The sequence below is a fragment of the Mameliella sp. LZ-28 genome, assembly GCF_012274245.1.
GTDB classification, from domain to species: Bacteria; Pseudomonadota; Alphaproteobacteria; order Rhodobacterales; family Rhodobacteraceae; genus Antarctobacter; species Antarctobacter albus.
The window spans coordinates 349,201-374,597 of the sequence record NZ_JAANYX010000034.1 but is presented as its reverse complement, the minus strand read 5'-3'; the positions used below and the strand labels follow the sequence as shown (position 1 = coordinate 374,597).

General features: G+C 64.8%; 28 protein-coding genes and 1 pseudogene. 16 read left to right on the top strand and 13 right to left on the bottom strand.

Going from position 1 to position 25,397, the window contains the following annotated elements; genetic code table 11:
- Window positions 1-135 precede the first annotated feature (135 nt).
- The gene (locus tag G9Q80_RS21975; protein ID WP_088715135.1) at window positions 136-954 is read left to right on the top strand and encodes a metallophosphoesterase; all 819 of its coding nucleotides are present in this window, start codon (window positions 136-138) and stop codon (window positions 952-954) included.
- Window positions 955-997: 43 nt separating this feature from the next.
- On the opposite strand, the gene G9Q80_RS21970 is transcribed toward G9Q80_RS21975, so the two are convergent.
- The 3 genes from G9Q80_RS21970 to G9Q80_RS21960 form a co-directional block, all read right to left on the bottom strand.
- Window positions 998-1,960, bottom strand: a complete 963-nt coding sequence (locus G9Q80_RS21970; protein ID WP_088715136.1) for an aldo/keto reductase — start codon at window positions 1,958-1,960, stop codon at window positions 998-1,000.
- Between the two features lie 123 nt (window positions 1,961-2,083).
- Window positions 2,084-2,554 (bottom strand): DUF411 domain-containing protein, encoded by a 471-nt coding sequence (locus G9Q80_RS21965; protein WP_043135924.1) that lies wholly within the window; start codon window positions 2,552-2,554, stop codon window positions 2,084-2,086.
- 85 nt (window positions 2,555-2,639) lie between these two features.
- Window positions 2,640-5,066 (bottom strand): FAD-dependent oxidoreductase, encoded by a 2,427-nt coding sequence (locus tag G9Q80_RS21960; RefSeq protein WP_088715137.1) that lies wholly within the window; start codon window positions 5,064-5,066, stop codon window positions 2,640-2,642.
- A gap of 158 nt (window positions 5,067-5,224) precedes the next feature.
- On the opposite strand from G9Q80_RS21960, the gene G9Q80_RS21955 reads away from it, so the two are divergent.
- Window positions 5,225-6,772, top strand: coding sequence for a trimethylamine methyltransferase family protein (locus G9Q80_RS21955; protein WP_088715138.1), 1,548 nt, complete (start codon window positions 5,225-5,227; stop codon window positions 6,770-6,772).
- A gap of 13 nt (window positions 6,773-6,785) precedes the next feature.
- Here G9Q80_RS21955 and G9Q80_RS21950 read toward each other — a convergent pair whose 3' ends face one another.
- The 7 genes and pseudogenes from G9Q80_RS21950 to urtA form a co-directional block, all read right to left on the bottom strand.
- A complete protein-coding gene (locus G9Q80_RS21950) occupies window positions 6,786-7,799 on the bottom strand; it encodes a methyl-accepting chemotaxis protein (RefSeq protein ID WP_447257699.1) in 1,014 nt (337 codons plus the stop codon).
- Window positions 7,785-8,234 (bottom strand): annotated as a pseudogene (locus tag G9Q80_RS28780) (protoglobin domain-containing protein); the annotation flags it as partial. The gene G9Q80_RS21950 and the pseudogene G9Q80_RS28780, both read right to left, overlap by 15 nt.
- 171 nt (window positions 8,235-8,405) lie before the next feature.
- Complete coding sequence (gene urtE / locus G9Q80_RS21945; RefSeq protein WP_043135928.1) at window positions 8,406-9,104, bottom strand: urea ABC transporter ATP-binding subunit UrtE; 699 nt, start codon at window positions 9,102-9,104, stop codon at window positions 8,406-8,408.
- Window positions 9,105-9,193: 89 nt separating this feature from the next.
- Window positions 9,194-9,937: an urea ABC transporter ATP-binding protein UrtD gene (gene urtD, locus G9Q80_RS21940; RefSeq protein WP_043135930.1), complete on the bottom strand. Its 744-nt coding sequence runs from the start codon at window positions 9,935-9,937 to the stop codon at window positions 9,194-9,196.
- Window positions 9,934-11,097, bottom strand: coding sequence for an urea ABC transporter permease subunit UrtC (gene urtC / locus G9Q80_RS21935; RefSeq protein ID WP_043135933.1), 1,164 nt, complete (start codon window positions 11,095-11,097; stop codon window positions 9,934-9,936). The genes urtD and urtC overlap by 4 nt, the downstream gene beginning before the upstream one ends.
- Before the next feature lie 207 nt (window positions 11,098-11,304).
- Entirely contained in the window at window positions 11,305-13,248 is a 1,944-nt protein-coding gene (gene urtB, locus G9Q80_RS21930) for an urea ABC transporter permease subunit UrtB (protein ID WP_088715140.1), read from the bottom strand.
- A gap of 105 nt (window positions 13,249-13,353) precedes the next feature.
- Window positions 13,354-14,634 (bottom strand): urea ABC transporter substrate-binding protein, encoded by a 1,281-nt coding sequence (gene urtA, locus G9Q80_RS21925; RefSeq protein ID WP_088715141.1) that lies wholly within the window; start codon window positions 14,632-14,634, stop codon window positions 13,354-13,356.
- A 380-nt stretch (window positions 14,635-15,014) separates the two neighbouring features.
- Here urtA and G9Q80_RS21920 point away from each other — a divergent pair, with 380 nt between their 5' ends.
- The 13 genes from G9Q80_RS21920 (at window position 15,015) to ureG (ending at window position 23,117) form a co-directional block, all read left to right on the top strand.
- On the top strand, window positions 15,015-15,857 hold the full coding sequence (locus G9Q80_RS21920) for an urease accessory protein UreD (RefSeq protein ID WP_232788204.1): 843 nt from the start codon (window positions 15,015-15,017) through the stop codon (window positions 15,855-15,857).
- Window positions 15,858-15,861: 4 nt separating this feature from the next.
- The gene (locus G9Q80_RS21915) at window positions 15,862-16,164 is read left to right on the top strand and encodes an urease subunit gamma (RefSeq protein WP_043135940.1); all 303 of its coding nucleotides are present in this window, start codon (window positions 15,862-15,864) and stop codon (window positions 16,162-16,164) included.
- Window positions 16,165-16,204: 40 nt separating this feature from the next.
- Window positions 16,205-16,369 carry a hypothetical protein gene (locus G9Q80_RS21910; protein WP_165775088.1) on the top strand — a complete coding sequence of 55 codons (165 nt, stop codon included), beginning with the start codon at window positions 16,205-16,207 and terminating at the stop codon, window positions 16,367-16,369.
- A complete protein-coding gene (locus G9Q80_RS21905; protein ID WP_043135942.1) occupies window positions 16,366-16,674 on the top strand; it encodes an urease subunit beta in 309 nt (102 codons plus the stop codon). The genes G9Q80_RS21910 and G9Q80_RS21905 overlap by 4 nt, the downstream gene beginning before the upstream one ends.
- A gap of 59 nt (window positions 16,675-16,733) precedes the next feature.
- Window positions 16,734-17,555, top strand: coding sequence for a cyclase family protein (locus G9Q80_RS21900; RefSeq protein ID WP_088715142.1), 822 nt, complete (start codon window positions 16,734-16,736; stop codon window positions 17,553-17,555).
- A 5-nt stretch (window positions 17,556-17,560) separates the two neighbouring features.
- The gene (locus tag G9Q80_RS21895) at window positions 17,561-17,866 is read left to right on the top strand and encodes a hypothetical protein (RefSeq protein WP_074621059.1); all 306 of its coding nucleotides are present in this window, start codon (window positions 17,561-17,563) and stop codon (window positions 17,864-17,866) included.
- Window positions 17,866-18,261, top strand: a complete 396-nt coding sequence (locus G9Q80_RS21890) for a carboxymuconolactone decarboxylase family protein (protein WP_088669529.1) — start codon at window positions 17,866-17,868, stop codon at window positions 18,259-18,261. Before G9Q80_RS21895 ends, G9Q80_RS21890 begins: the two co-directional genes overlap by 1 nt.
- A 51-nt stretch (window positions 18,262-18,312) precedes the next feature.
- The gene (gene ureC / locus G9Q80_RS21885) at window positions 18,313-20,025 is read left to right on the top strand and encodes an urease subunit alpha (protein ID WP_088715143.1); all 1,713 of its coding nucleotides are present in this window, start codon (window positions 18,313-18,315) and stop codon (window positions 20,023-20,025) included.
- A gap of 122 nt (window positions 20,026-20,147) precedes the next feature.
- The gene (locus G9Q80_RS21880) at window positions 20,148-20,735 is read left to right on the top strand and encodes a hypothetical protein (protein WP_088715144.1); all 588 of its coding nucleotides are present in this window, start codon (window positions 20,148-20,150) and stop codon (window positions 20,733-20,735) included.
- A 187-nt stretch (window positions 20,736-20,922) separates the two neighbouring features.
- Entirely contained in the window at window positions 20,923-21,411 is a 489-nt protein-coding gene (locus tag G9Q80_RS21875; RefSeq protein WP_088715145.1) for a hypothetical protein, read from the top strand.
- A complete protein-coding gene (locus G9Q80_RS21870) occupies window positions 21,408-21,878 on the top strand; it encodes an urease accessory protein UreE (RefSeq protein ID WP_088715146.1) in 471 nt (156 codons plus the stop codon). Before G9Q80_RS21875 ends, G9Q80_RS21870 begins: the two co-directional genes overlap by 4 nt.
- Window positions 21,868-22,509 (top strand): urease accessory protein UreF, encoded by a 642-nt coding sequence (locus G9Q80_RS21865; RefSeq protein WP_088715147.1) that lies wholly within the window; start codon window positions 21,868-21,870, stop codon window positions 22,507-22,509. Before G9Q80_RS21870 ends, G9Q80_RS21865 begins: the two co-directional genes overlap by 11 nt.
- Window positions 22,506-23,117, top strand: coding sequence for an urease accessory protein UreG (gene ureG / locus G9Q80_RS21860; RefSeq protein WP_069209304.1), 612 nt, complete (start codon window positions 22,506-22,508; stop codon window positions 23,115-23,117). The genes G9Q80_RS21865 and ureG overlap by 4 nt, the downstream gene beginning before the upstream one ends.
- A gap of 312 nt (window positions 23,118-23,429) precedes the next feature.
- Here the strand turns inward: ureG and G9Q80_RS21855 are convergent, their stop codons facing one another.
- Complete coding sequence (locus G9Q80_RS21855) at window positions 23,430-23,864, bottom strand: RbsD/FucU family protein (protein WP_074621065.1); 435 nt, start codon at window positions 23,862-23,864, stop codon at window positions 23,430-23,432.
- Between the two features lie 187 nt (window positions 23,865-24,051).
- Here G9Q80_RS21855 and G9Q80_RS21850 point away from each other — a divergent pair, with 187 nt between their 5' ends.
- Window positions 24,052-24,438 carry an acyl-CoA thioesterase gene (locus G9Q80_RS21850; protein WP_043135967.1) on the top strand — a complete coding sequence of 129 codons (387 nt, stop codon included), beginning with the start codon at window positions 24,052-24,054 and terminating at the stop codon, window positions 24,436-24,438.
- Window positions 24,439-24,457: 19 nt separating this feature from the next.
- On the opposite strand, the gene G9Q80_RS21845 is transcribed toward G9Q80_RS21850, so the two are convergent.
- Complete coding sequence (locus tag G9Q80_RS21845; protein ID WP_043135970.1) at window positions 24,458-24,664, bottom strand: cold-shock protein; 207 nt, start codon at window positions 24,662-24,664, stop codon at window positions 24,458-24,460.
- Between the two features lie 246 nt (window positions 24,665-24,910).
- The gene (locus tag G9Q80_RS21840; RefSeq protein ID WP_088715148.1) at window positions 24,911-25,381 is read right to left on the bottom strand and encodes a hypothetical protein; all 471 of its coding nucleotides are present in this window, start codon (window positions 25,379-25,381) and stop codon (window positions 24,911-24,913) included.
- Between the last annotated feature and the right edge of the window lie 16 nt (window positions 25,382-25,397).

The following is a 25,397-nucleotide window of genomic DNA, read 5'->3' as shown; positions in this document are numbered from 1 at the left end:
GCCGCCCCTGCGCCGCTTGTCAATTTACCGGTGTCTTTGGCCCCTGCGCACCTGAACCGCAAGCCCTGGTCCGGATGTCGTGATCCTGTGATCCGGCTGTCATAGGGTCGTGGCGATTCGGACGGGGGCTGTGTCATGAAATTCATCCACATGTCGGATATTCACCTGGGCGTGCCGGGCATGCTGATCGAGGGGATCGACCCGCACGAACGCCTTGCCCGCGCCTTTGGTCATATCGCCGAGCATCATTCGGACGCGGTGCGGCTGGTCATCACCGGCGACCTGGCCCATTGGGCAGACCCCGAGGCCTATGCGGCGCTGAAACAGGCACTGCGCGTGCTGCCGATCCCGGTGCGCCTGATGGTGGGCAACCATGACGACAGGACTGCCTTCCTGGAGCAATTCCCAGAACATCCACGCGACGCGGCCGGGTTCATCAACCATGCCGAGGACCTGCCCGAGGGGCGGTTAATTTATTGCGACACAGTCCAGCCGCAGAGCCATGCGGGCCATTTCTGCGAGGTGCGCCTGGACTGGCTGCGGGCGCAGCTGGAGGGCTGTGCCCGCGCGTTCCTGTTCTTTCACCACAACCCGTTGCACCTGGGCGATCCGTCCTCGGACATGCTGTCCCTGAACGACCGTGACCAGGCGGGGCTGAGGCCGCTCTTGAAGGCCCATCGTGACAAGATCGTGCACATTTTCTTTGGTCATGTGCACGAACCGCTGTCGGGCACGCTGGCAGGCATTCCTTTTTCCGGCGTGGCCTCGACAGTGCACCAGGTGATCCCGAACCTGTCGCCCTCGAAGCTTTCCGGCATGGGGCCGCTGGAACCGTCCTACCGCGTTGTGCTGATGCGGGGCGAGGACGTGGTGGTGCACCAGATCCCCTTTGCCTGGGACGGCGAGGTGATCTGGCACGGCAACGACTGGGAAGACTGGGCCAGGGAAGCGTGACCCGGGACGGCGGGGCAAGCCCCGCCCTGCGCGCGTGTTGCCCTCAGCCCGGTTTGTAATCGCGGTTGGCCTCGGGGTCTTCGTCCGAGAAGGGCAGTTTCGACAGCTCGTCCCAGAGCGTCTCCGGCAGTTTCATTGCTGCCCAGTCAAGCGTCTGTTGCACGCGTTCGGGTTTCGACACGCCGACCACGGTCGAGGTGATGCGCGGATCGCGCAGCGAGAACTGCAGCGCCGCCGGGCCGGTCGGCACGCCGTGGCGGGCGCAGACCTCCTCGATGGCGCGCACCGGGGCCAGGGCGGCATCGTCGGCCTGCTGGTAGGTGATGCGCGGCATGGCGGCGCTGCCCTTGGCCAGCACGCCGCTGGCAAAAGGCGCGGCGTTCAACACGGCAATGTCGTTGTCATAGGCATAGTCGAACATCGCATCCGCCGAGCGGTTCAACAGGGTGAACCGGTTGTGCGAGATGAGCGCGTCGAATGGATAGGCGCGCAGGATCGGCTCCATCACATCCAGCCTGCCCGCCGCCAGTCCGACGGCCTGTGCCAGCCCCTCTTCCCTGAGCTTGAACAACTCGTCCAGCGCGCCGCCATCGCCGGTGATCTCGCCCAGGTCGCGGGCATGTTCCGGGTCATGCAGGTGCAGGAGCGGGATGCTGTCGAGGTTCAGCGCCGCCAGGCTTTCCTCCAGCGACTGGCGCACGCGGGCCGCGTCGAAGCGCCCGGTCTCCATCTCGCGGTCCAGCTTGGTCGACAGGACAAAACCTTCGGGCAGGCCGCCACGGTCCTTGATCACGGCACCGATCCGTTCCTCGGACCGGCCGAACCCGTAGTTGCGCGAGGTGTCGAGAAAATTCACCGGCCCGTCAAAGATCGCCTCGACCGTGGCACGCGCGCGGTCCTCATCCACCGAATAGCCATATGTGTCGGGCATGTCGCCCAGGGCGGAGCCACCAAAGCAAAGCTCGGTGACTTCGAGATCGGTCTTGCCAAGGGCGAATTTCGGCATGGGGTCTCCTCCTGTCTGCGCCTGCGTGAAGGGGCAGGACTGCCCGCAAGTTGTGCGACGAAAGCGCCTCGCGGGCAAGGGGAGTGGCCCCGGGGGAGGCCCGGGGCGCGTTTGCCAGAGCCGTCAGGCGGCGTCGTAGTGGGTGAACACGCGCGTCGTCCCATCGCGCAGGATCAGGTGGACGTCGTAGGCCTCGCGCTCATCCTCCGGCCCCATGCCGGGAGAGCCGTAGGGCATGCCCGGCACGGCGAGGCCGCGCGCCTCGGGGCGTTCCTCCAGCAGGCGGCGGATGTCCGCGGCGGGGACGTGACCCTCGATCAGGTAGCCCTCGATCCGCGCGGTGTGGCACGAGGCCATCTTGGGCGGGATGCCGTTGTCCATCTTGTAGCGGATCAGCGCCGCGTTGTGGGTGTCCTCGGTTGTGACCGCAAATCCTTCTTGGCGCAGGATCTTGACCCAGGAACTGCAGCAGCCGCAATTGCGGTCCTTGAGCACGTGGATCTCCGGTGCAGCAGCCCGCAGCATGCCGGGAAGGGCGGTGACCGCAAGGGCGCCCATCAGCAGGCCGCGGCGGTGGAGGGGGGTGATCGGCATGGTTCTTGTCGTCCTTTCTTCTGGCCCAGCTCGGGGTCGCCTGACCAGATAGGGCTTCCCCTTGGGGGAAGGTCAAGGCACGGGGTCATGTACGCGGGCGCGTCATGCCCGGATCAAAGGGGCTAGGCGGGATGACGTCTGCCGGGATCAGGTCCCCCAACAGGTCCAGCTCCACCCGGCTGCCCGGCGCGGCAAGGTCGGGCACGACGAAACCCAGCGCCAGGTTCATCCCCGTGCGGTGCCCGTAGGCGCCGGAGGTGACGGTGCCGACAACCTTGCCGTCCCGCATCATCGAGGCGCCGGGCTGGGCCACACGGTCTGTCGCCTCGTGCCGCAGGGTGACAAGGCACCTTGCCGGACCCTTCGCCCGGCGTCGCATCAGCGCCTCTTTCCCGACAAATGCCTTGGTGGTCGAGACGAAGCGTCCCAACCCGGTCTCGTAGGGGTCGTACTCTGTCAGCAGGTCCGATTTCCAGTGCAGAAAGCTCTTCTCCAGCCGCATGGACTCGATCGCGTGACTGCCGAACAGGCGCATCCCTTGCGCGGTGCCGGCCTCTTGCAGGGCGGAATAGGCGGCCATAAGCGAGGCGTTGGGTACGTGGACCTCATAGGCCAGTTCGCCAGAGAAACTGACCGACAGAACGGTGGCCGGGGCGTAGCCGATGAAGCATTCGCGCGCGGACAGCCAGGGAAAGCCGCTGGCGGACCAGTCGCCGCGCGCGACCTCGGACAGGATCGCGCGGGCGCCGGGGCCGGCGAGCACGAGGATGGTCATGTCCTGCGTCAGGCTGTGCAATTGCACGTCCTCGCCCGGGCGCATGTGCCCGGCCAGCCAGTCATGATCGTGCCGTTCCGAGGCCGCGGCAGAGCCGTACCAGACACGGTCCGTGCCCCGGTCGGAGGCGGGCAGGTTGGCGAAGGTCGCCTCTGCCTTGATGCAGCCATGATCGTTGAGCAGGTAACCCAGCCCGACGCGGCCCGCCTGCCGGGGGACGCGACCACAACAGAGCCGGTCGAGAAACGCATGCCTGTCGCGGCCCGTGATCTCGATGCGGTTGAACCCGTTGATCTCTGCCAGTCCCAAGCGGGTGTGGACGGCCTGGACCTCTTCGGCAACCGTCGCGTGGGTTTCGTCAAACCGGAAGCTGGGCGTGACCTGCAGGTCCGGGGCAAAGACCTCGGCCCGTTCCCATCCGTTGACCGGCGCAAAATGTGCACCCTCGGCCCTAAGGATCGGGGTCAGGGGGGTGGTGCGGGCCATGCGGCCCGCCGGGCGGTGTTCGTTGGGAAAGTGAAAGCGGAACTCGTTCTGGTATTCCTGCACGGCCATGCGGGCGGTCAGCTCGACATTGGTGTGCGGGCCATAGCGGCGCGGGTCCAGCGCCCAGGTGTCGTAGATTGCCTCGCCATGCACGATCTGCTGGGCCAGCAGCCAACCGTGCCCGCCGCCTTCTCCCAGGCCCGCGCGCAACCCGATGATGCAAAAGGCGTTGCGCTTGCCCGGGATCGGCCCAACCAGCGGCGCGCCGTCGATGGTATAGGTGATCGGACCGTTCACGATGGTATGGATGCCCGCGTCGCGCAGGGCTGGCATCCGGGCAAAGGCGCCCTCCAGCACGTCCATGATACGGTCCAGATCGTCGGGGCAGAGCGCGTTGGTAAAGTTCGGGTCGATCCCGTCCATGCCCCAGGTGCGACAGTCCTGTTCGTAGAAACCGATCAGCAGCCCGGTCTTGTCCTGTCGGCAATAGTAGTCCGAGATCGGGCAGCGAAGCAGTGGCATCCGGTGACCCGCGTCCCGGATCGCGGGGATTTCCTCGGTCACGAAGTACTGGTGTTCCATCGACATGACCGGGTGGTGCACACCCATCATCGCCCCGACCTCGTTCACGCGGTAGCCGCAGGCGTTGACGACGACCTCGGTGTGGATCTCGCCCCGGGGCGTGGTGACGATCCAGCTGTCGTCCGGCAACTGGCGCAGGGCGGTGACAGGCGTGTTGCGATGCACCTCTGCCCCGGCTTTTCGGGCCCGCCGTGCCAGGGCCTGGCACAATTGCGCCGGGTCGATGTCGCCGTCCAGCGGATCCCAAAGCCCGCCGACAAGGTTGTCGGTGGAAATCAACGGGTGGCGGCGGGCGCACTCCTGGGCGTCGATGATCTCGAAATGCACCCCCATGCCCCGTGCCATGCTGGCGAAATGGCGATAGCCGTCCATCTGCGCCCCGGTGTTAGCGAGCCGGATGCCACCGTCGGCGTGGTGGTAGGTGATCGGATACTCCGGGTCCTCGGACAATTCCTTGTAGAGCGCGATGGAATGGCTTTTCAGGCCGACCATCGTCTGGGTCATGCCGAAATTCGTCACCTGCGCCGCGGAATGCCAGGTCGTACCAGAGGTCAGCTCGTCCCGTTCCAGCAGCATGACATCGGTCCACCCCTCCTGCGTCAGGTGGTAAAGCGTCGAACATCCGGCGATGCCGCCGCCGATGACGACGGCGCGAGTGGTGGTCTTCATGTGCGGGCCTCCTGGTGCTGTTGCCAATCGGGGGCGAACTCCGACACTTGGGCAAGGCGGCTTTCGCGACTTAAGCGCCTCGAAAAAGGAGTTTTTGAAAGTCTTCAGGTGCATGCGGCGGCTTGTCATGTGCGGCGGTGCAGCCCGTAGTGATCCGCATGGATATCGAAAAGGATCAGCGCGGCCTGCGCCAGGTGCGGGAGGGGAGGCGGCCCGGCGGTCGTCTCGCGCGTCATGCAGCCCGGGCCAAGGGGCTGGCCAGTCCGGCGCCGCCAGGCCAGGTCGGCGGGCAATACGCACCGTTGAGCGATGCCGACATTGTGGCGATCTATGCTGCCGCCAAGCGCCTGCTGGCAGAACTGGGCATGGGCGAGGTCCCCGACCGGCTACGGGCCGATCTGTTGACCGCCGGGGCCGAGGCGCAAGGCCCGCGGGTCCTGTTTCCGGCTGCGCTGGTCGATGCGGCGGTGGACCGGGCGGCAAAACGCTTTGTCCTTCACGGCCGCGATCCCGCCCGCGACATCGAGGTGGGCGGTGACCGGGTGTATTTTGGCACCGGCGGGGCGGCGGTGCAGGTCGTGGACTTGGACAGCGGGTTTTACAGGGCGGCCACCCTGCAGGACCTGCGGGATTTCACCCGCCTGCAGGACGCGCTTGAAAACATCAGCTGGTTCACCCGGTGCTGCATCGCCACCGATGTGTCCGACGCCCGCGACCTGGACCTGAACACCGCCTTCGCGCTGCTGGTCGGGACGACAAAGCCGGTGGCCAGCGCCTTTACCCTGGCCGAAAACGTGGCGCCCGTCGTGGCGATGATGGACATGGCGCTGGGAGGCGAGGGCGCGTTTTCCGCTCGCCCTTTCCTAAAGGCGCATATCAGCCCGGTGATCTCGCCCATGCGGTATGGGGCCGATGCTGTCGAGGTGGTCTATGCCTGCATCGCTGCCAACATGCCGTTGTCCTGCATCACCGCGGCACAGGCCGGGGCGACGGCGCCGGCGACTTTGGCTGGGTTCCTGGCGCAGTCATTGGCCGAAACGCTGGCCAGCCTGGTCATGGTCCATGCCATCCGACCGGGGCATCCGATGGTCTTTTCGAACTGGCCCTTCGTCGTGGATCTTCGCACGGGGTCCTTTTCGGGCGGTGGCGGAGAGGTCGCTTTGCTGAACGCGGCATCGGCGCAGTTATCGAACTGGCTGGATCTGCCGTCTGGGGTGGCCTGTTCGATGACGGATGCGAAGACGGTGGATGCGCAGTACGGGATGGAAAAGGCGATGACGGCGCTGGCGGCGGGGCTTGCGGGCGGCAACCTGGTCTACGAGAGCGCGGGCATGACCGCCGCCTTGCTGGGCGCCAGTTACGAGGGTTTTGTCCTGGACAACGAGATGCTGGGGGCGGTCCAAAGGGTGCTGCGCGGGATCGAGGTCAGCGAGGACACGCTGGGTGTCGAGGCGATCCGGGACGCCGTCCTTGGCCAGGGGCATTTCCTGGGGGCCGACCAGACCCGCGCGGCGATGGAACGGGACTATCTCTATCCGCGCCTCGCGGACCGCAGCGATCCACGCAGCTGGGAACTGGCCGGGGCCCAAGAGGCGCGGACAAGGGCAAAGGCCGAGGCGCGGCATATTCTGGCCACGCATCGGCCTGTTTACCTGGAGGCGGCGCGGGAAAGTGCGATCCGGGCCGCCTTTCCCTGCCTGCGGTGAGCGCGCGCGTCGGTCAGGCGGCCTGGCTTTGCGCGGTCGGTCTGGGGGTGCGCTGAGCAGCCGTTCCGCCGATTTTCAACCCCGCCAGCGCGGCGGCCACTTCGGTGGCGTTCTGGCGCATGATCGAGGCGGCGGCGGTCGTCTGTTCCACCATCGCCGCGTTCTGCTGGGTGACCGAGTCCATCTGGCTGACGGCGGAGTTGACCTCGGAAAGGGCGGTGGACTGCTCGCTGGAGGCGGCGGCGATTGCGGCGGAAAGCCCGGAGACCTTTTCAAAGCTTTCCACGATGGCCTTGAGGTTGCGACCTGCGTTGTCGATCAGGTCGACGCCGCTGGTCACTTCCTTCGAGCTGTTCGAGACCAGCTCGGTGATCTGGCGCGCGGCGTCCGAGGCATTGCCCGCCAGCACCCGCACCTCTTCGGCCACCACGGCAAAGCCGCTGCCCGCGCTGCCGGCGCGCGCCGCCTCGACGCCCGCGTTCAGGGCCAGAAGGTTGGTCTGAAAGGCGATGTCGTCGATCAGCCCGATGATCCGCGTGATCTGGTCCGAGGAGGTCTGGATGCGGGTCATCGCGCCAGAGGCTTCCTCGACGGTGCGCGCGCCTTCCTGCGCGGTCTGCGAGGCCGTCGCGGCGACCTGGTTGGCCTCTTGCGTGTTCTTGGCAGAGCTGGCCACGTTTTCGGTCAGTTCGTGCACCGCAGCGGCGGTTTCTTCCAGCGATGCGGCCTGGTTGGCCGTGCGTTCCGACAGATCGTCGGCCGCGGCCGATACTTCCTCGATGATCTTGACCAGGTTCGACATCGTACCCGTGACCTGTGTCATGGTCTCCCTCAGGTTTTCCGTGGCGCCGTTCAGCTTTCTCCGTACATCGTCGAACCGCTTGGGATAGTCGCTGCTGTCGGGGCCGGGGATGACATGGGTCAGATCCCCCTGTGCCAGTTTCTCGATCGCGGTGTCGATATGGCCAAAGGCGGCGGTCTGTTCCTCTGCGAGGATGCGGAACGTGGTTTCGACAACCCGTTCGATGTCCAGCGCGAAGGCGCGGGTCAGAACGCCGACCATGACGGCTAGGCGGCTGCGCTTGCGCCTGGGGATGCGTTTGAACAGGGCCGCGACAAGGTCGGTGGTGGCCAGCGAATAGGCGGACATGTAGGTATCAAGCGGCAGGTCGATCCGGGCATGTGTGCGCCCGATCCGGTCTACCGAGGCCATGTATTCCGTGTCGAACTCTCCTGATAGCAGGCGGGTCCAGTGCTTTTTCTGGGCATTGCGGGCATATTCCATCCGTTCCGGCCCGTCGAAGAAGGCCGCGGTATCGGGATTGGCCTGGGCGCGCTTGTAGAAGGCTGTCAGCACCGCGTCGAGTTCGGGTTTAAGAAGTTCCCCGACCTCGCGCAGCAAACCTGCGTTTTCGCCGTCCAGCTGGAAGTGCGAGAGTTTCTGTTGAAGGTCCTTGGTCATCTGCTGTTCCGTAAATGATCGGGTCGGTACGGCAGATTAAAGCGCCCATAGGTTAACAAGCCTGTCACTGGCGGTGGCGGGGTGGGGGCTTCTTGGGCCTTGTTTTACTAAACTTGCGTGCGTTGGCAGCTGTGGAGAAATGGTTTACGAGTCAAGGGTCCATTGTCGGCATCAGACCGACACCTTCTTCAGAAGGACCTCGCGCGGGGTGTCCGCCTTGGGCGCATTGTGGATCACCCGGCCACGCTCCAGCGCAACGAAGTGATCGCCAAGATCGTAAGCGAAATCAAAGAACTGCTCGACCAGGATGATGGCCATGTCGCCCTTCTGGCGAAGGTATTTGATGACCTCTCCGATCTGCTTGATGATGTTCGGCTGGATCCCCTCAGTGGGCTCGTCCAGCAGCAGCAGCTTGGGCTGTGCGATCAGCGCGCGGGCGATGGCGAGTTGCTGCTGCTGGCCACCCGAAAGATCGCCGCCACGGCGGGCCAGGAACTGCTTGAGGATCGGGAAAAGCTCGAATGTCTCGTCCGGAATGCCCCAGTCCGACTTGGGCAGGCAGGCATATCCGGTCTCGAGATTCTCTTTCACGGTCATCAGGGGAAAGATGTCGCGGCCTTGCGGGACGTATCCGACACCGGCCCGCGCCAGCGCATGCGCTGGTGTCGTGCGGGCGATGTCCGCCCCGTCCAGCACCATCGCGCCGCCGGACCGGGCATGAGTGCCCGAGATCGCCTTGAGCAGGGATGTCTTGCCCACGCCGTTGGTGCCCATCAGGCAGGTGACCGCGCCGGGCCTTGCCTCCATCGAGATGTCGTAGAGAATCTGGCTGTGGCCATAGTGTAGTGTCAGGTCGGAGAGGCTCAGCATGGGGTGGGCTTTCCTGTCGTCCGGGCGCCGCGCGCGGGAACGTGGGCGCATTGGGGTATTTTCACCAAGAAGAAGCGGCAAGGCATCGTTCAGCGGCCCAGGTAGACTTCGATCACCTGCGGGTTGCTGGTGACATGGTCGATCGAGCCCTCGGCCAGAACCGATCCCTCGTTCAGCACGGTGACCTTGCAATTCAGGCGGCGGACGAACTCCATGTCATGTTCGACCACGACGACGGCCCGGGTCCTGGCCGCCTCGACCAGCATTTCGGTGGTCTTTTCGCGTTCTGCCGGGGTCATGCCGGCAGCGGGTTCGTCGACCAGCAGGAGCCGCGGTTCCTGCGCCAGCAGCATGCCGATCTCCAACCACTGTTTCTGGCCGTGGGAGAGTTCGCCGGCGGGGCGGGTGAGGCTGTCGGTCAGGCCGGTCTGTTCGGCGATTTCCTCGATGCGCTCGGCGCCTCGTTTCGTCTTCTTGTAGAACAGCACGTCGAAGGGGCCGCGCGGGTTCTTTAGCGCCATCGCCAGGTTCTCACGGACGGTTTGCGCCTCGAAGACGGTGGGCTTCTGGAACTTGCGACCGATGCCTTCGCGGGCGATTGCGGATTCCGACATGCCCAGCAGCGAGATACCCTTGTCGCCCCACAGGACATGGCCCTCGTCAGGCTTTGTCTTGCCGGTGATGATGTCCATGAAAGTTGTCTTGCCGGCGCCATTGGGGCCGATGATGGCACGCAGCTCGGGCTCTCCGATCTGGAAGGAGAGCGAGTTGATCGCCTTGAACCCGTCGAAGGAGACCGAAACGCCGGACAGTTCTAGCAGGGTCTTGCTCATGATTTCCTCGCGATCTTGTCGACCAGCCCGCCCAGGCCCTGCGGTGCGAACAGGGTGACGGCGACGAACGAGAGGCCCAGCAGAACAAGCCACCAGTCGGTCCACTGGATGGTGTAGAAGCCGAGGTTGATGTCGGGCGCGCCGCCGCCGGTGAACCAGCTGGAGGCGAGGGTGACGAAGACGGTGCCCATTACCGCGCCATAGAGCCGTCCGCGCCCGCCGATGGCGACCCAGACCGCAAGGTAGATCGAGGCGATGGGGGCGATTTCCGCCGGGTTGATGATGCCGGCCTGCGGGTAATAGAGCGCGCCCGCGATGCCCGCGATTACCGCCGTCAGGGTGAAGACGAAGAGCTTGTAGCTTTCGACGTGGTAGCCGAGGAAGCGTACCCGGGTTTCATCGTCGCGGATGGCGCGGATCACGCTGCCCATCTTGCCCGAGACGACCCAGGCGAAGAGGATGTATCCCAGCGCAAGCGCCAGGGCTGAGGCCCAGAAGAAGACCATCGAGACCATGCTTTGCGGGGTGCTCTCGAAACCGGGGATGTTCTGCAGGCCGGACAGGCCGTTGTTGCCGCGCAAGCCGCTGTCGTTCTGGAACAGGTAGAGCGACAGGGCCAGGGTCATGGCCTGGGTCAGGATCGACAGATAGACGCCGGTCACGCGCGAACGGAAGGCGAGCCAGCCAAAGACCAGTGCAAGCAGGCCGGGCACCAGGACAACCATCAGGAGTTGTAGCGGCAGCGAATGCGCGAAGGCCCAGATTGGCGGAAACTCGGACGCCCCGACCACGCCGAAGATCTGGCTGGCAATGGCGTCAGAAACCTCTTGCGGACTGGGCGGGACCACCTGTGCGGCCATACTGTCAGTGACGATGGTTTCGGTGCGGGCATACATCAGCCACATGCCGATGGCGTAGCCGCCGATCCCGAAAAAGGCGAAATGGCCCAGGCTGAGGATGCCGCAATAGCCCCAGACCACGTCCATCGCGATGGCGACGAGGCACAGGCACAGGGTCTTGCCCAGGGTCTTGACGAAACTGGTGGAGATGAAGCCCGTCCCGGTCGCCTCGGCCATCAGGGTGACGGCCAGCGTGAAGATTCCGAGGAAGGCGAGAAACCAGAGAACCGAGGGGTTCCGGGCGATGAAGCTGCGGTTCATTTCGGCGCTCCGTTCTTGGGATTGCTCCGGTCGGGGGCAGGGGGGCGGTTTCGGGCATCGGGCGGCTCTGCCCCCGGCCTGCGGCCTCCCCCGGCGTGTTTCGGGCCCAAGGAAGACGGGGCGTGCGCGCTGGTGCCGGTGGCGGCGCCACATGTGTGCGGGATCAGGACGCCGTGGCTATGGCTGCAGAACAGGGTGCGCATGGTCTCAGTCTCCTGCCGCGCGGCCCTTGAGGGCGACGATGCCCTTGGGACGGAACTGGATGAAGAGGATGATGAAGAGGATCATGTAGGTCTGTGCCGCCAGGGTGTTCGAAGGGTTGAACCATTCGATCCCCTTTTGCAGCGTGCCGATCATGAAGGCACCGGCGAGCGTCCCCCAGACGTTGCCGACACCGCCCACAACCACGGTCATGAAGCTTTGCACGATATAGTCGGCGCCCATTTCCGAGGTCACCTTGGCATAAAGCCCGATGGCCACGCCGGCGATCCCGGCGATGCCAGAGCCCAGGCCGAAGGTCATCATCTTGATCCTGTCCGGGTTGATGCCCATCGAGGCAGCCATGCGCGGGTTCTGTGTCACGGCGCGCACCTCCAGCCCCAGCCGGGTACGTTTCAGGATGAAAAGAAGAAGGGCCAGGAACAGCAGGGCCAGCACGAAGATGGCGATGCGGATATAGCTGATGGCGATCACGTCGTTGATCTGCCACGCGCCGTCCAGCCAGTCGGGCGAGGTCAGCGGGCGGGCCTGGGTGCCGAAGATGTTCTTCGCCAGCTGCTGCAGGGCAATCGAGACGCCGAAGGTGGCCAGCAGGGTTTCCAGTGGGCGGTTGTAGAGCCAGCGGATCACCAGGCGTTCCATCGCCACGCCGGCGCCAAAGGTGACGGCAAAGGCCAGCGGCAGGGCGACGATGAGCGACAGCGTGTAATCGGGAATGAAAAGCTGGACGACATAGCCGGTATAGGCGCCCATCATGATGAATTCGCCATGCGCCATGTTGATGACGCCCATGACGCCAAAGGTGATGGCCAAACCGATGGCGGCGAGGAAGTAGATCGAGGCCAGCGAGATGGCGTCCAGCGCGAGATCGCCTGCCTGGCTCATCCCGACGCGGGTCTGAACCGCGTCCTGGGTCCTTTCGGCGGCATCGGTGATGGCACTGTCCGGCTCGTCGTAAGCCTCGTAGATGGTCCAGGCGGCAAGGGTTTCGGCGATGATCTCGGGCGTGGCGCGCGGCGGCAGCGTTCCGGCCTCGGCCAGGGTGTCATAGGCGCGCAGGCGTCGGTCGGACGTGCCAAGCTGGCCGACCGGGATGCCGCCGACCTTGCCGTCCTCGACGTGGCGTTCCAGCGTCGTGCGGATCGACGAGGCATCGACCAGCGCGGGCAGGTCTGTCTGTTCTCCGATCATGGCATAGGCCTCGGCCTCGGGCAGATCGGTGCCGGGCACCAGAACGCGCGCGATATTCGCGTCCTCGGGTAGGTCCTCGGCGATTTCGGTCCGGGTGGCGAGGATCTGGGACAGGACGGCGCGGGCATCGACGCTGAGGTCGGAGGACAGCGCCTCGATGGCCTCGATGCGGGCTTCGGACGTGTCACCGAAACGGGCGACAAGGTAATTCAGCAGACGTTCCTTGCGCGTTTTCAGCGCGACGTCCGGTTCGCCGTCGATGGAGGCGGCGAGCGGAGGAATCTGGCTGGGATCCAGTCCGCGCGCGATGGCATCGACGGCGTCGCGACGCTTGGTGATGTCGGGGTCGGAAAGCTGGAACTGGACCAGCGTTTCGGCGATGGCGCGGCGTACCCCGCCGTTCGGCTTGATCTGGTCGAGCGCATCCGATGAGACGCCGGTCGCGACGGCATCGCCGCTGGTGATATCCAGCAGGGTCAGCGTGTCGCCCGTTTCCTCGACGTAGAAGAACAGCCCGTCCGCTTCACGCACATAGACGGCCTTGTCCTGCCAGTGCTCCAGAAAGCGCGGCACCTCGGGCAGGCCGGAAGCCGACAGCGTCTCGAGCACAGGGGTGACGGTGCGGCGCGACGGCTTGGCGACTTCCTCCTGGTGCTCTTGCAGGAGCGATTGCAGATCCTGGGAGAAGCCGGGCGCGGGCAGCCACGCGATCAGGAGAACCGCAAGAAGGGCACGGAGCATGTGTCAGCCTGTGTCTTGGGAGGGATTGGGGCAGGGCGGTCGGGCCGCCCTGCCAGAGTAACCTTGGTCGCCGGGGCGGCACGGCGGCCGCCCCGAGAGGTATCATCAGTAGTTCGACTTGATCTGGACGCAGGTCTCGGTCTCGGTGTTGTACATGCCGCAGCCGAGGTCTTTCCAATCCGACTTCAGCACAGCCGATTCCGGCAGGAAGTCGGTCCAGGCGTCGCCGGGAACCGGGTCGGTCTGGCTGATGATGTCGAACTGGCCGTCCTCTGTGATCTCGCCGATCAACACCGGCTTGGTCAGGTGGTGGTTCGGCAGCATGACCGCGTTGCCGCCGGTCAGGTTCGGGAATTCCTGCCCGTACATTGCGGTGCGGACAGCATCCACGTCGGTGGTGCCGGCCTGGGTCACGGCGTTCACCCACATGTTGAAACCGATGTAATGTGCTTCCATCGGGTCATTGGTCACGCGGTCTTCGCCCATGCGGGCCTTCCATGCAGCGACCCATGCCTCGTTCGCCTCGGTTTCGGCGGACTGGAAGTAGTTCCATGCGGCGAGGTGACCGACCAGGTTCACGGTGTCGAGGCCCGAGAGCTCTTCTTCACCCACCGAGAAGGCGACGACAGGGATATCGTCGGCCGAGATCCCAGCGGCTGCCAGTTCCTTGTAGAACCCGATGTTGGCGTCGCCGTTGATGGTCGAGATCACGCCGACCTGCTTGCCGTCCTCGCCCAGGGCGACGACGTCCGCGACGATGGTGGCCCAGTCAGAATGACCGAAGGGCGTGTAGTTGACGAAGATGTCCTCTTCGGCGATGCCCTTCGATGCCAGGTAGCTGGCCAGGATGTTGTTCGTGGTGCGCGGATAGACGTAGTCGGTGCCCAGCAGGGCGAATTTCTCGACGCCCAGTTCCTCGAGGAAGTAATCCACGGCGGGGATCGCCTGCTGGTTCGGCGCGGCGCCGGTGTAGAAGACGTTCTTGGACGATTCCTCGCCTTCGTACTGCACCGGGTAGAACAGCAGGCCGTTCAGTTCCTCGATCACCGGCAGCACCGATTTCCGCGACACGGAGGTCCAGTTGCCGAAGATCACGTCGACCTCGTGCACGGTCAGCAGTTCACGCGCCTTTTCGGCGAAGAGCGGCCAGTCCGAGGCCGGATCGACCACGACGGCTTCAAGCTCGCAGCCCAGCAGGCCGCCTTTTTCGTTCTGGTCCGCCACCAGCATCAGCATGGTGTCTTTCAGCGTGGTTTCCGAAATCGCCATCGTGCCGGACAACGAGTGCAGGACGCCGACCTTGATGGTGCAGTCCTGGGCGCTTGCGCCGCCCGCGATGATGGCCAGTGCGGCAGCACCGGACAGAAGTTTCGTGAAACGGTTCATTCCTGTCTCCCCGCGGGCGAGCGGCCCTTGTCGGCACGTTTCCGAGCGACTAGGTCCTCCCCCGCAACAACTTGTTGCATCCAGTGTGGCGGCCTGACCGAGGTGCGAACTTGACCGGTCGCCACACGCCCTTTCCGTCCATCTCCTGAGCAGCGCGGCCTGGGCGCCTCGAGTCATCTGGCCCAGGTGCCTTTCGGTCAATCGCGGGAGAGGGGCTGGCAGGTGTGTGGCAGGAAATGCCTAATTATTGACCCGAAACCGGCATGAACGCCTAATTTGTCAGCGAAAATTCCGGCCACCTGTCTGCGAAAGTGCCCAAGCATGTTGCATTGGCCGGTCCGCAGTGGCGGTATCGTGCCGAAAGAGGTCGCGGGGGGACCATGACACTGCACATGCGCAAGGACCGGACGGGAGAGGCCGCGCCCGCGGCAAGTCTGCCCCGGGCGCGCGGCACACTGGACCTGTCGACCAAGTCACGCGCCGACCAATCGGCGATAGACGGCTTGCGCACCTCCGGTTGCCTGCGGGCACTGTTTCCGCGCCGCCAGGCAGGGGTCGAGGCCATTGTCATCAACACGTCGGGAGGGTTGACCGGGGGTGACCGGCTGGACCTCGCTGCCACGGCAGGGCAAGGCTCTCACCTGACGCTGACGACCCAGGCGGCCGAACGTGCATACAAGGCGAGTTCCGACATCGCCAGGGTCCAAACGCGGCTCGAGGCCGGGGCCGACGCGAGTCTGCACTGGTTGCCGCAGGAGTTGATCCTGTTCGAAGGTGCGCGCCTGCGACGGCGCCTGCGGGCCGATCTGGCCTCGGATGCGCGCCTTTTGCTGGTTGAACCGGTGATCTTTGGCCGCAGCGCGATGGGGGAACATCTGCACGACGTGCGTTTCGATGACCGGATCGAAGTCTGGCGCGGGGGCTCACCTCTCTACCTTGATTCCGTGCAGCTGGACGGTGACCTGGAGGCGCGGATGCGGCGCCCGGCGCTTGGCGGCGGTGCGGGTGCGATGGCCAGCCTTGTCTATGTCGCGCCCGACGCCGAGGCGCACCTGGCGGCCCTGCGGCCGATGCTGCCGGAGACCTGCGGCGTGTCGTTGATGCGCGAGGATCTGTTGATCCTGCGGATGCTCGCGCGCGACAGTCTGAATTTGCGGCGCAGCCTGCTGCCCGTGCTGGACCGGCTGAGCCGGGACACCCTGCCGACATCCTGGAGACTTTGAAGAGATGCAACTGACCCCGCGCGAGAAAGACAAGCTGCTGGTCGCGATGGCCGCCGAGGTGGCCCGCAAGCGCCTGAGCCGCGGCGTGAAACTGAACTACCCCGAGGCGATTGCACTGATCACCGACGCCGTGGTCGAAGGCGCCCGGGACGGGCGATCCGTCGCCGACATGATGCAGGCGGGCGCCGAGGTCATCACGCGTGAACAATGCATGGAGGGTGTGCCCGAGATGATCCACGAGGTGCAGGTCGAAGCGACCTTTCCGGACGGCACCAAGCTGGTGACGGTTCACGATCCGATCCGGTGACATTGAGTATTTTCAGAGAGAAGAAAGACGAGGGACAAGGATGAAAAAGCTGATTGCAACTGGCGCCGCACTCATGGCCGCCGCTCCCGCAATGGCGCACCCCGGCTCGCACATGCATCCGCATGGCGCCGAAAGCTGGCTGAGCCTGTTGCCCGCCGTGGCACTGATCGTGGTTGCGGGCCTGATCGCCTGGGGCCGGAGATGATTCCCGGAGAACTGTTCCCTGCCGGGGGCACGCTGACCCTGAACGAAGGCCGCGAGGTGGTGACGCTGCGCGTGGCCAATACCGGCGATCGCCCGGTGCAGGTGGGCTCTCATTACCACTTCGCCGAGGCCAACCCCGCGCTTGATTTCGACCGGACCGCCGCGCGCGGATGCCGGCTTGATATCGCGGCGGGAACGGCGGTGCGGTTCGAGCCGGGGCAGGCGCGCGAGGTCAACCTGATCCCGATTTCGGGGGCGCGCCGGGTCTACGGGTTCAATCAGCAGGTGATGGGCGCGCTGGACTGACGCGCCCGAGTCGGCACAGACTGGTGGGGTTGCAGAAACCAACCAGGGAAGGAAAGACCATGTGCGATGTATGCGTGATGAACTCGGTCAAGGACCGGATGCTGTCGCGGCGCTCGTTCTTCAGGGCGGGGGCCGTTGCCGGTGCCGGGGCCGTTCTGGGGGCCGGACTGCCAAAACCGGCGATGGCGGCAAGCCACGGCAGCGGTGTCGTCGACATGACCCATACCTATGACGAGAGCTTTCCGACCTATTTCGGCGTGCCGGGAATTTCCTACGACAAGGGGGCCGATTTCGCCAAGGACGGGTTCAACCTGTACAGCCTGACGGTCAACGAACACACCGGCACCCATGTGGACGCGCCGTTGCATTTCTCGGCCGATGGGCAGTCGGTGGACGAAATCCCGGTCGACAGCCTGGTCTGCCCGCTGGTCAAGGTGGATATCGCGGCCCGGGCTGCCGAAGACGCTGACACGATGGTGACACCTGACGACCTCAAGGCATGGATCGCCGCACATGGCGATATCCCCGAGGGCGCCTGCGTCGCGATGGATTCGGGCTGGACCGCCAGGCTGGGCACCGACGGGTTCCGCAACGCGGATGGGGACGGGGTGATGCATTTCCCGGGTTTCCACGTCGAGGCGGCCCAGATGCTGGTCGAGGAAACGGGCGCGCGGGCCATCGCGACGGACACGCTGTCGCTGGATCCGGGCAACTCGGCCACCTTCGACGCGCACTACGCATGGTTGCCGACCAATCGCTACGGGATCGAGAATATTGCCAATCTCGGCAATGTCCCGGCCTCCGGGGCCACGCTGATCGTGGGGGCCCCGAAACATGCGCGCGGCACCGGTGGCCCTGCACGCATCTTCGCGATGGTGTGACGCCTATGGTCCGGCTGTCCCCTTTCGATCTCTGGCTCACCGCCTCGCGCTTTGCCTGCATGGCGGCCGAGGCGCAAACGGTGGTGGCCATGCGGGTCCTGGGGATGGCCGGGCTGTGGTCCGTGACCCCCTCCGAGACGGCACGGATGATGCGTGAAAAGGCGGTGAATTTCCCGCTGGCGATGGAACAGGCGACCCGCGCGGCCTGGAAAGGGGAAGATCCCCTTGGCGCCGCGCTGGCCCCGCTGCATCGCCAGACCCGGGCCAACGCGCTGCGGCTGGCGCGGCGCGGACCCAAGTGGAGGATGTAATGGCGACGGTCAAACTGTTGTCCGACGAGGAACTGAGCGCCGAGGCAAAGGCGGTTTTCGACGATATCCGCGCGGTGCGCGGGACGGATTTCATCAACAACTTCTGGCGCGCGCTGGCGCATGACCCGGCGCTGCTGAAGGCGACATGGGACCGGCTCAAGGTGGTGATGGCGCCCGGCGCGCTGGATCCGCTGGTCAAGGAGATGATCTATGTCGCTGTCTCCGGCACCAACGGATGTGACTACTGCGCCCACTCGCACACCGCGGCAGCCCGCGCCAAGGGGATGACGCCCGAGATGTACGGCGAGCTTTTGGCCGTGATGGGCATGGCCAACCAGACCAACGCCCTCGCGAGCGCCCTTCAGGTGCCTGTGGACGAGGTTTTCAAGGAATAGGACGCGGCCCGGACCCGAAGAGGGCCCGCCGATGACAAGCACGAGGACAGGATGCCAGCCACTATTAAACGCTCTGACTACGCCGCCATGTTCGGCCCCACCACCGGCGACCGGCTGCGGCTGGCCGATACCGACCTGATCATCGAGGTCGAAAAGGACCTGACCGGTCCTTACGGCGAAGAGGTGAAATTCGGCGGCGGCAAGGTGATCCGTGACGGCATGGGCCAGGCCCAGACCACACGGGCCGAGGGCGCCGTGGACACGGTCATCACCAATGCGCTGATCGTCGATTACTCGGGCATCTACAAGGCCGATGTGGGGCTGAAGAACGGGCGCATCCACAAGATCGGCAAGGCCGGTAACCCGGACACCCAGCCCGGCGTCGACATCATCGTCGGCCCGGGGACAGAGGCCATCGCGGGCGAAGGGCGCATCCTGACCGCGGGGGGCTTTGACAGCCACATCCATTTCATCTGCCCGCAACAGATCGAGGATGCCCTGCATTCCGGCCTGACCACCATGCTGGGCGGGGGCACCGGCCCGGCGCATGGGACGCTGGCCACCACCTGCACGCCGGGTCCCTGGCACATCGGGCGGATGTTGCAGGCGGCGGATGCCTTTCCGATGAACCTGGCCTTTGCGGGCAAGGGCAACGCCTCGCTGCCCGCGGCACTGGAGGAACAGGTCTTGGGCGGCGCCTGCGCGCTGAAATTGCACGAGGATTGGGGCACGACGCCCGGCGCCATTGACTGCTGCCTGAGCGTGGCGGACGCGATGGACGTGCAGGTGATGATCCACACCGATACGCTGAACGAAAGCGGCTTTGTCGAGAACACAGTCAAGGCCATGAAGGGCCGCACCATCCACGCCTTCCACACCGAAGGGGCCGGGGGCGGCCATGCGCCGGACATCATCAAGATCTGCGGCGAGGAACACGTCTTGCCCTCCTCGACCAACCCGACGCGTCCATTCACCGTGAACACGCTGGAAGAGCATCTCGACATGCTCATGGTCTGCCACCACCTGGACAAGGCGATCCCCGAGGACGTGGCTTTCGCGGAATCGAGGATCCGGCGCGAGACCATCGCCGCCGAGGATATCCTGCACGACATGGGCGCGTTTTCGATCATCGCGTCGGACAGCCAGGCGATGGGCCGCGTGGGTGAGGTGCTGATCCGCACCTGGCAAACCGCCGACAAGATGAAGAAACAGCGCGGGCGGCTGAGCGAGGAGACCGGCGACAACGACAATTTCCGCGTCCGGCGCTACATCGCGAAATACACGATCAATCCGGCCATCGCGCATGGTATCGGCCATGAGATCGGCAGCATCGAGGAAGGCAAGCGCGCCGACCTGGTCCTGTGGAACCCGGCGTTCTTTGGCGTGAAGCCCGAGATGGTGTTGATCGGTGGCACCATCGCCTGCGCGCAGATGGGCGATCCGAATGCCTCGATCCCGACGCCTCAGCCGGTCTATAGCCGGCCCATGTTCGGCGCCTATGGCCGCAGCGTGGAAAACTCTGCCGTCACCTTCGTCTCCGAGGCCGCCCATGCCGAGGGGATCGGCGCCGGGCTGGGGCTGGCCAAGCAGACCGTGGCGGTCAGGAACACGCGTGGCATCGGCAAGAAGGACCTGCTGCTGAACGATGCGACACCTACGGTCGAGGTCGACCCGGAAACCTACGAGGTGCGCGCCAATGGTGAGTTGCTGACCTGCGAACCGGCCAGCGAACTACCGATGGCACAGCGGTATTTCCTGTTCTGAATCGTCCCGGGGCGGCGGGGGACGGCCCCTGCGGGCCGCCGCTTGATATCCGCCAGTTGCTCCCGCAACATGATCCTGGTCCGGGCGTCACCGGACGCGGATCAATCGATTGGAGTTTGAACATGCGCAGCTTGGTCCTGGCCGCCGGCCTTGCTTTCCTTGCCCCCGTGGCCTGGGGGTGTCCCGTGGGATCGGACATCGACAAGGGCATTCGCTTTACCGTCGATGACGTCGATACGGAGGAATACCGCCGCATCGGGCCCGGCATGATCGAGGCGGTCTATTCCGCCTCGGACGGGCTGGTCACGCGCAACCTGCTGGCGCAGGGGGTCTACCTGGTCGAACTGGTCGATCTGGTCGAGGGCGTGCCGGACCAGGATACGCGTGTCACCTATGCTTTTCCGGGCCGCGCAGAAGAACTGGCGGTGCCCGAACCGGGCGGGCAGGTGACCTATGACGTGGCGATCAACAACCTTGGCGATCTCGACAAGGAACGCCAGATCTACGACTTCGGCCCGCTGTCCAAGATCAACTTCGGCGCCTGCGAATACGATCTGATCCCGATCGAGATCCGGTATGAGCCCGACGACAGCGGCACGGTCGACCTGCTGTATTACCTCCCCGCCTTCGGCTTTTCCTACTACGCGGGCAGTGACTATACGGACGGTTCGGACCGCTACAACTATTCCGCCATCGAGGTGATCGAATGAGGGGCAGGCCGCCGCGATGCCTTGCCTCCTACCCCGGACCGCACAGCCTCATGCGGCCAAAAGGAACAAGGTAACTGACTTGAAAACTGAACTGCTTGTTTGCGCCACATCTGTGCTGTGCGGGTTGGGCGCCCCACTTTGGGCGTCCTGTCCGGTGGCCGATGATCTGTACACTGGCATTCGCTTCATGATCGACGGCGGACACGTCGAGACTTTTACCCAGATGCGGCCCGGATTCGTCGAGTCTGTCTGGGAAGAGGGCGATTATGTCGGTTGGATGGATGTCGCCAAAGGGGTCTACATCATGGAGCAGCAGGACCTCGATTCCGACCATAAGCCCATTGGCGACATGGTCCATTACACCTTTGAAACCGAGTCCGGCGTCCTGCCTGTTCCAGAGCCGGGTGGCGGGTTCAGCGCGAAGGTCGTTGTGATCCGGGGTGGCGAGCAATGGACAGAGACGCATGACTATCGGTTCGGCCAAGAGGCGATCAACACCATCGGCGGCTGCGATTACCGCATGATCCCGATCGAGGTCCGCTATGGGGGCGATATCGTGTCAAGCGTCGACTACCTGCGTTACCTGCCCGAGCTTGGGATCACCTACATCGCCGGGTTCGAAAGCGATGGTGAGCGGACGGATTATTACTATGGCAGCATCGAGGTGGTGCAATGACCGAGCTTCCCTTGGTCCAGACCCTGCGACCCGCGGGCAGTTGGTCGGGCGAACATGAGACCTGCCGGCTGACGTATGACGAACGCTTCCTGCGCCGCAAGGTGTTGACGACCGTCAACGGAGAGCGCTTCGTCGTCGACCTGGAAAAGACGACCTCCCTGGAAGAGGGCGACGCGCTGGAATGCGATGACGGGCGCCTGATCGAAGTGGTCGCGGCGGCAGAGGATCTGCTGGCCGTGTCCGGGGATCTGCCTCGTCTGGCTTGGCACATTGGCAACCGTCACACGCCCTGCCAGATGGCAGGGACCGTGCTGCTGATCCAGCGCGACCCGGTCATCCGGCACATGCTGGAACACCTGGGGGCCGGGATTACCGAGGTTCAGGAGCCGTTTACGCCCGAGGGTGGCGCCTATGGCCACGGCCGCACCCACAGCCACGAGCACGGCCATACTGCCCATGCCCATTGACCCGCGCCTGCTGACGCTGACGCAATGGCTGTCCCCTGCCTACCCGGTGGGCGCCTTCGCCTGGTCACACGGTTTGGAAAGCGCCGTGGGGCAGGGTTGGGTGACAGATGCGGAGAGCCTTCAGGCATGGTTGACGGATGTCCTGCGCGACGGGTCCGGCAAGGCGGATGCGCTCTGGATCCGGCTGGCCTGGCAGGGGGATCGCTCCGCGGCCGAGCTCGACGCGCTGGCGCGCGCCTGGCAGCCCTCACGCGAACGCCTGCGCGAGGCGGAACGCCAGGGCGCGGCCTTTGCGCAGGTCACGGCCGAGGTTTGGGACCTGGATTTGCCGCCGATGCTCTTGCCCGTGGCGCTGGGCGATGCGGCGCGGCAGATGGACATGATGATAGAGCCAGTGATCGCGCTTTATCTTCAGTCCTTTGCGGGAAACCTGGTCTCTGCCGCCCAGCGGCTGATGCCCCTGGGGCAGACGGCGGCGCAGGCTGTGCTGGCGCGACTGGCGCCGCTGTGCGCCGAGGTGGCGGCGGGCACGGAGGGGCTGACATTGGACGACATGGCCTCCTGCGCCTTTCTGTCCGATATCGCGTCCATGAAACACGAAACACTTGAACCGAGGCTATTCCAGTCATGACACGGATGAACGGCCCCTTGCGCATTGGCATCGGCGGGCCTGTCGGCGCCGGCAAGACCACCCTGACCGCGCGGCTTGCCGAGCGGCTGAAGGATGATTTCTCGATCGGGGTGATCACCAACGACATCTACACGCAAGAGGACGCCGAGGCGCTGATGCGGATGCAGATCCTGCCCGCGGACCGGGTGATCGGCGTGGAAACCGGAGGGTGTCCGCACACGGCAATCCGCGAGGATGCCTCGATCAACCTGGCCGCCGTGGCCGAGATGCGGCAGCGGCATCCGGAGGTCGAGATCGTCCTGATCGAATCCGGGGGCGACAACCTGTCGGCCACCTTCAGCCCGGAGCTGGCGGACCTCACGGTCTATGTCATTGATGTTGCTGCCGGAGAAGAGATCCCCCGCAAGGGTGGACCGGCGATCACGCGGTCGGATCTGCTGGTCATCAACAAGACCGACCTGGCGCCTTATGTCGGCGCCTCTCTGGAGGTGATGGAGCGCGATGCGACGCGGGTTCGCGCGGGGCGACCGTTCCTGTTCTCAGCTCTCAAGGGCGGGGAAGGGGTCGAGGGGATCGTGGCGAAACTGCGGGACATCGCAGGGCTCTGATCGGTGTGTCCGGCTGGCTTTGGCGGCGCGCTCGCCAAGGGTCCGGGTGCAGGGATTCACTCCCGCAGGTCTTGCATCTGCCCCGGACGGTCCCGGGAAAAACGTATTTGATCAAAGGGTTGGCCGGGCGGTTCAGAAAGCGGCCCAGTCGGTGAACTGGTAGGTCTTGGGCGTGGTGCGGCCCGGGACGGGCATGGTGGGCTGTGCGGGGCGGGGCTGGTTGTGCTTGGTCATGGCGGGTCTCCTTTTCCTGTCTCTGAAGATGGGGGAAGGCGCCCTTTTCCGACAGTCACGAAAACCATACCGGCCAGTTCAGTTTGGCGGGATGACCCCTTTCTTGAGGATGATGTTCCCGTAAAGCCTTGATTCCCCGGTTTGAATCACTGCGAATGCGGTCTTTGCCCGCTCGTAGAAGGCAAAGCGTTCCAGCGTCGCGATGGGCGCGGGGTTGTCCGCGAAATTATCGATAAGGGTTTGAAATTCATTGAAGATTTCTGGGGTGGCCTCGGCGTCGCCGACCACCTGCATGGTATGGGCCGGGTCCTTGACGAAACTGTCCAGCGGCAAGAGTGTCAGAACCGCTTGCAGCACCTGGGTGGCGGACAGGCCATCGAGGCGGTGCACCTTGCATCCCATTGAATAGGCTGGGAAATTGCAATCCGCGATCACGAGGTCATCGCCGTGTCCCATCGCCCGCAGGCTGTACAGGATCTCGGGCGAGAGGATGGCGGGGATGTTGCGCAGCATGGGGGACCCTCCGGAATACCCGACCATGAAAACGCCCTCGGGAGCCTGGCGCAAGGGGGCAGTTGACGGGTGACACCTTGTACAAAACGTACAAAACGTACGCGGATTCTGACGTTTTGTACAAAACCGGCTATGGTCGGGACAAAGGCGGTGCGTGGTGCCGCGCGGGACAGGAAGGAGGCACGGAATGGAACAGGTGACACCAAAGGGCGATCCCACCCTGCGGACGCTGGCCATGCCGGCGGATGCCAATGTCAGCGGCGATATCTTTGGTGGATGGGTGCTCAGCCAGATGGACCTTGCCAGCGGCATCATCGCCGGAGAGCGGGCGCAGGGGCGTGTGGCCACGGTGGCGGTTGACGCGATGAAATTCATCCGTCCGGTGCGGATCGGCGACGTGCTGGAAATCTATGGCTGGGTCGCGCGGGTGGGCCGGACCTCTATGGGGATCGGGCTGGAGGCCTGGGTGATCCGCAACCGGATTGGCAAGCGCGAGAAAGTGACCGAGGCGGTCTTTACCTATGTTGCCCTCGACGAGGAGGGCAACAAGAGGATGGTTCCGCCCGAGGCCTGACGACCCCGGGCGGCGCCGATCAGAGCAGTTCGATGTCCGACGCGCTTTCGCGACCGTCACGGCCGGTGCGCAGTTCGAAGCTGACTTTCTGGTTGTCCTGCAGGCCGGTCAGGCCCGAACGCTCAACAGCAGAGATGTGGACGAAGATGTCCTTGCCGCCGCCCTCGGGCGCGATGAAGCCGTAGCCTTTGGTGGTGTTGAACCATTTCACGGTGCCAGTGGCCATTCCGTGGTCTCCTGTAGATTTGCCGCACGCGGAAGTGCTGCGGCCCGGCAATGTCAGAGCAGTATCGGTTGCGCTGACGCCGTATGACGGAGACAGGTAGGCGATAGTGGTAACGTAGCGGTATTGGATATCGCAGGTTTGCTGAGTCGGAGCAAGAAGGATCGGATTGTCGCAGATGCAATTGCCAGGTCTGCTGCGCCCTGCAAAGGGGCGCTTTCCGGGGCCTGTCGGCCCCGGTCTGCACGGTCAGTTCCGGGTCATTTCGCCGGCGACCCGGTTGGTATAGGGATCACCGCCTGCGTCGAATGTCCCGCCGCCCGTCATCGTGGCCCACTTGCCGGTGCCGCCCAGGACCACCCACTCGCCCTGCGTGCGGCCTTCGGCATCGATGCCATTGGCAACCCATTTGACAACGGCCACGTCGCCGTCGCCGTCGGTGTAGTGGCAAAGACCGTCGCCCGACACCTTGCCCTTGTCGATGAGGATCGCGCCGAAACAGGGGCCCTTTGCGCTGGCAAAGGGATTCATCGGGTCCTCGGTCTCGAAACGCTCGTACATCGAGGTCGCGTGTACGATGACCAGACCATCGGTCACCGGCATCGGTGTGGCGGTAGATGTGCCGTGGCCCACGCCGGCGGCATTCACGGTTTCGGAAAGGGTCGGGGTGGCAAAAATGAAAATGGCCGCCGCGAGGGCGGGCAAACGGATGAAAGACATGAGTTTCTCCTCCAGA

Excerpts from the sequence above, each read along its gene's own strand:
- G9Q80_RS21890 (WP_088669529.1), top strand. The coding sequence starts at position 17,866 with ATGGCGACGGTCAAACTGTTGTCCGACGAGGAACTGAGCGCCGAGGCA.
- urtB (WP_088715140.1), bottom strand. The coding sequence starts at position 13,248 with ATGCTCCGTGCCCTTCTTGCGGTTCTCCTGATCGCGTGGCTGCCCGCG.
- G9Q80_RS21975 (WP_088715135.1), top strand. The coding sequence starts at position 136 with ATGAAATTCATCCACATGTCGGATATTCACCTGGGCGTGCCGGGCATG.
- ureC (WP_088715143.1), top strand. The coding sequence starts at position 18,313 with ATGCCAGCCACTATTAAACGCTCTGACTACGCCGCCATGTTCGGCCCC.
- G9Q80_RS21960 (WP_088715137.1), bottom strand. The coding sequence starts at position 5,066 with ATGAAGACCACCACTCGCGCCGTCGTCATCGGCGGCGGCATCGCCGGA.
- ureG (WP_069209304.1), top strand. The coding sequence starts at position 22,506 with ATGACACGGATGAACGGCCCCTTGCGCATTGGCATCGGCGGGCCTGTC.
- urtA (WP_088715141.1), bottom strand. The coding sequence starts at position 14,634 with ATGAACCGTTTCACGAAACTTCTGTCCGGTGCTGCCGCACTGGCCATC.
- G9Q80_RS21845 (WP_043135970.1), bottom strand. The coding sequence starts at position 24,664 with ATGGCCACTGGCACCGTGAAATGGTTCAACACCACCAAAGGCTACGGC.
- G9Q80_RS21915 (WP_043135940.1), top strand. The coding sequence starts at position 15,862 with ATGCAACTGACCCCGCGCGAGAAAGACAAGCTGCTGGTCGCGATGGCC.
- G9Q80_RS21910 (WP_165775088.1), top strand. The coding sequence starts at position 16,205 with ATGAAAAAGCTGATTGCAACTGGCGCCGCACTCATGGCCGCCGCTCCC.
- G9Q80_RS21865 (WP_088715147.1), top strand. The coding sequence starts at position 21,868 with ATGCCCATTGACCCGCGCCTGCTGACGCTGACGCAATGGCTGTCCCCT.
- urtE (WP_043135928.1), bottom strand. The coding sequence starts at position 9,104 with ATGCTGAGCCTCTCCGACCTGACACTACACTATGGCCACAGCCAGATT.
- G9Q80_RS21880 (WP_088715144.1), top strand. The coding sequence starts at position 20,148 with ATGCGCAGCTTGGTCCTGGCCGCCGGCCTTGCTTTCCTTGCCCCCGTG.
- G9Q80_RS21850 (WP_043135967.1), top strand. The coding sequence starts at position 24,052 with ATGGAACAGGTGACACCAAAGGGCGATCCCACCCTGCGGACGCTGGCC.
- G9Q80_RS21875 (WP_088715145.1), top strand. The coding sequence starts at position 20,923 with ATGATCGACGGCGGACACGTCGAGACTTTTACCCAGATGCGGCCCGGA.
- urtD (WP_043135930.1), bottom strand. The coding sequence starts at position 9,937 with ATGAGCAAGACCCTGCTAGAACTGTCCGGCGTTTCGGTCTCCTTCGAC.
- G9Q80_RS21870 (WP_088715146.1), top strand. The coding sequence starts at position 21,408 with ATGACCGAGCTTCCCTTGGTCCAGACCCTGCGACCCGCGGGCAGTTGG.
- G9Q80_RS21840 (WP_088715148.1), bottom strand. The coding sequence starts at position 25,381 with ATGTCTTTCATCCGTTTGCCCGCCCTCGCGGCGGCCATTTTCATTTTT.
- G9Q80_RS21900 (WP_088715142.1), top strand. The coding sequence starts at position 16,734 with ATGTGCGATGTATGCGTGATGAACTCGGTCAAGGACCGGATGCTGTCG.
- G9Q80_RS21970 (WP_088715136.1), bottom strand. The coding sequence starts at position 1,960 with ATGCCGAAATTCGCCCTTGGCAAGACCGATCTCGAAGTCACCGAGCTT.
- G9Q80_RS21855 (WP_074621065.1), bottom strand. The coding sequence starts at position 23,864 with ATGCTGCGCAACATCCCCGCCATCCTCTCGCCCGAGATCCTGTACAGC.
- G9Q80_RS21905 (WP_043135942.1), top strand. The coding sequence starts at position 16,366 with ATGATTCCCGGAGAACTGTTCCCTGCCGGGGGCACGCTGACCCTGAAC.
- G9Q80_RS21895 (WP_074621059.1), top strand. The coding sequence starts at position 17,561 with ATGGTCCGGCTGTCCCCTTTCGATCTCTGGCTCACCGCCTCGCGCTTT.
- G9Q80_RS21965 (WP_043135924.1), bottom strand. The coding sequence starts at position 2,554 with ATGCCGATCACCCCCCTCCACCGCCGCGGCCTGCTGATGGGCGCCCTT.
- G9Q80_RS21920 (WP_232788204.1), top strand. The coding sequence starts at position 15,015 with ATGACACTGCACATGCGCAAGGACCGGACGGGAGAGGCCGCGCCCGCG.
- G9Q80_RS21955 (WP_088715138.1), top strand. The coding sequence starts at position 5,225 with ATGGATATCGAAAAGGATCAGCGCGGCCTGCGCCAGGTGCGGGAGGGG.
- urtC (WP_043135933.1), bottom strand. The coding sequence starts at position 11,097 with ATGAACCGCAGCTTCATCGCCCGGAACCCCTCGGTTCTCTGGTTTCTC.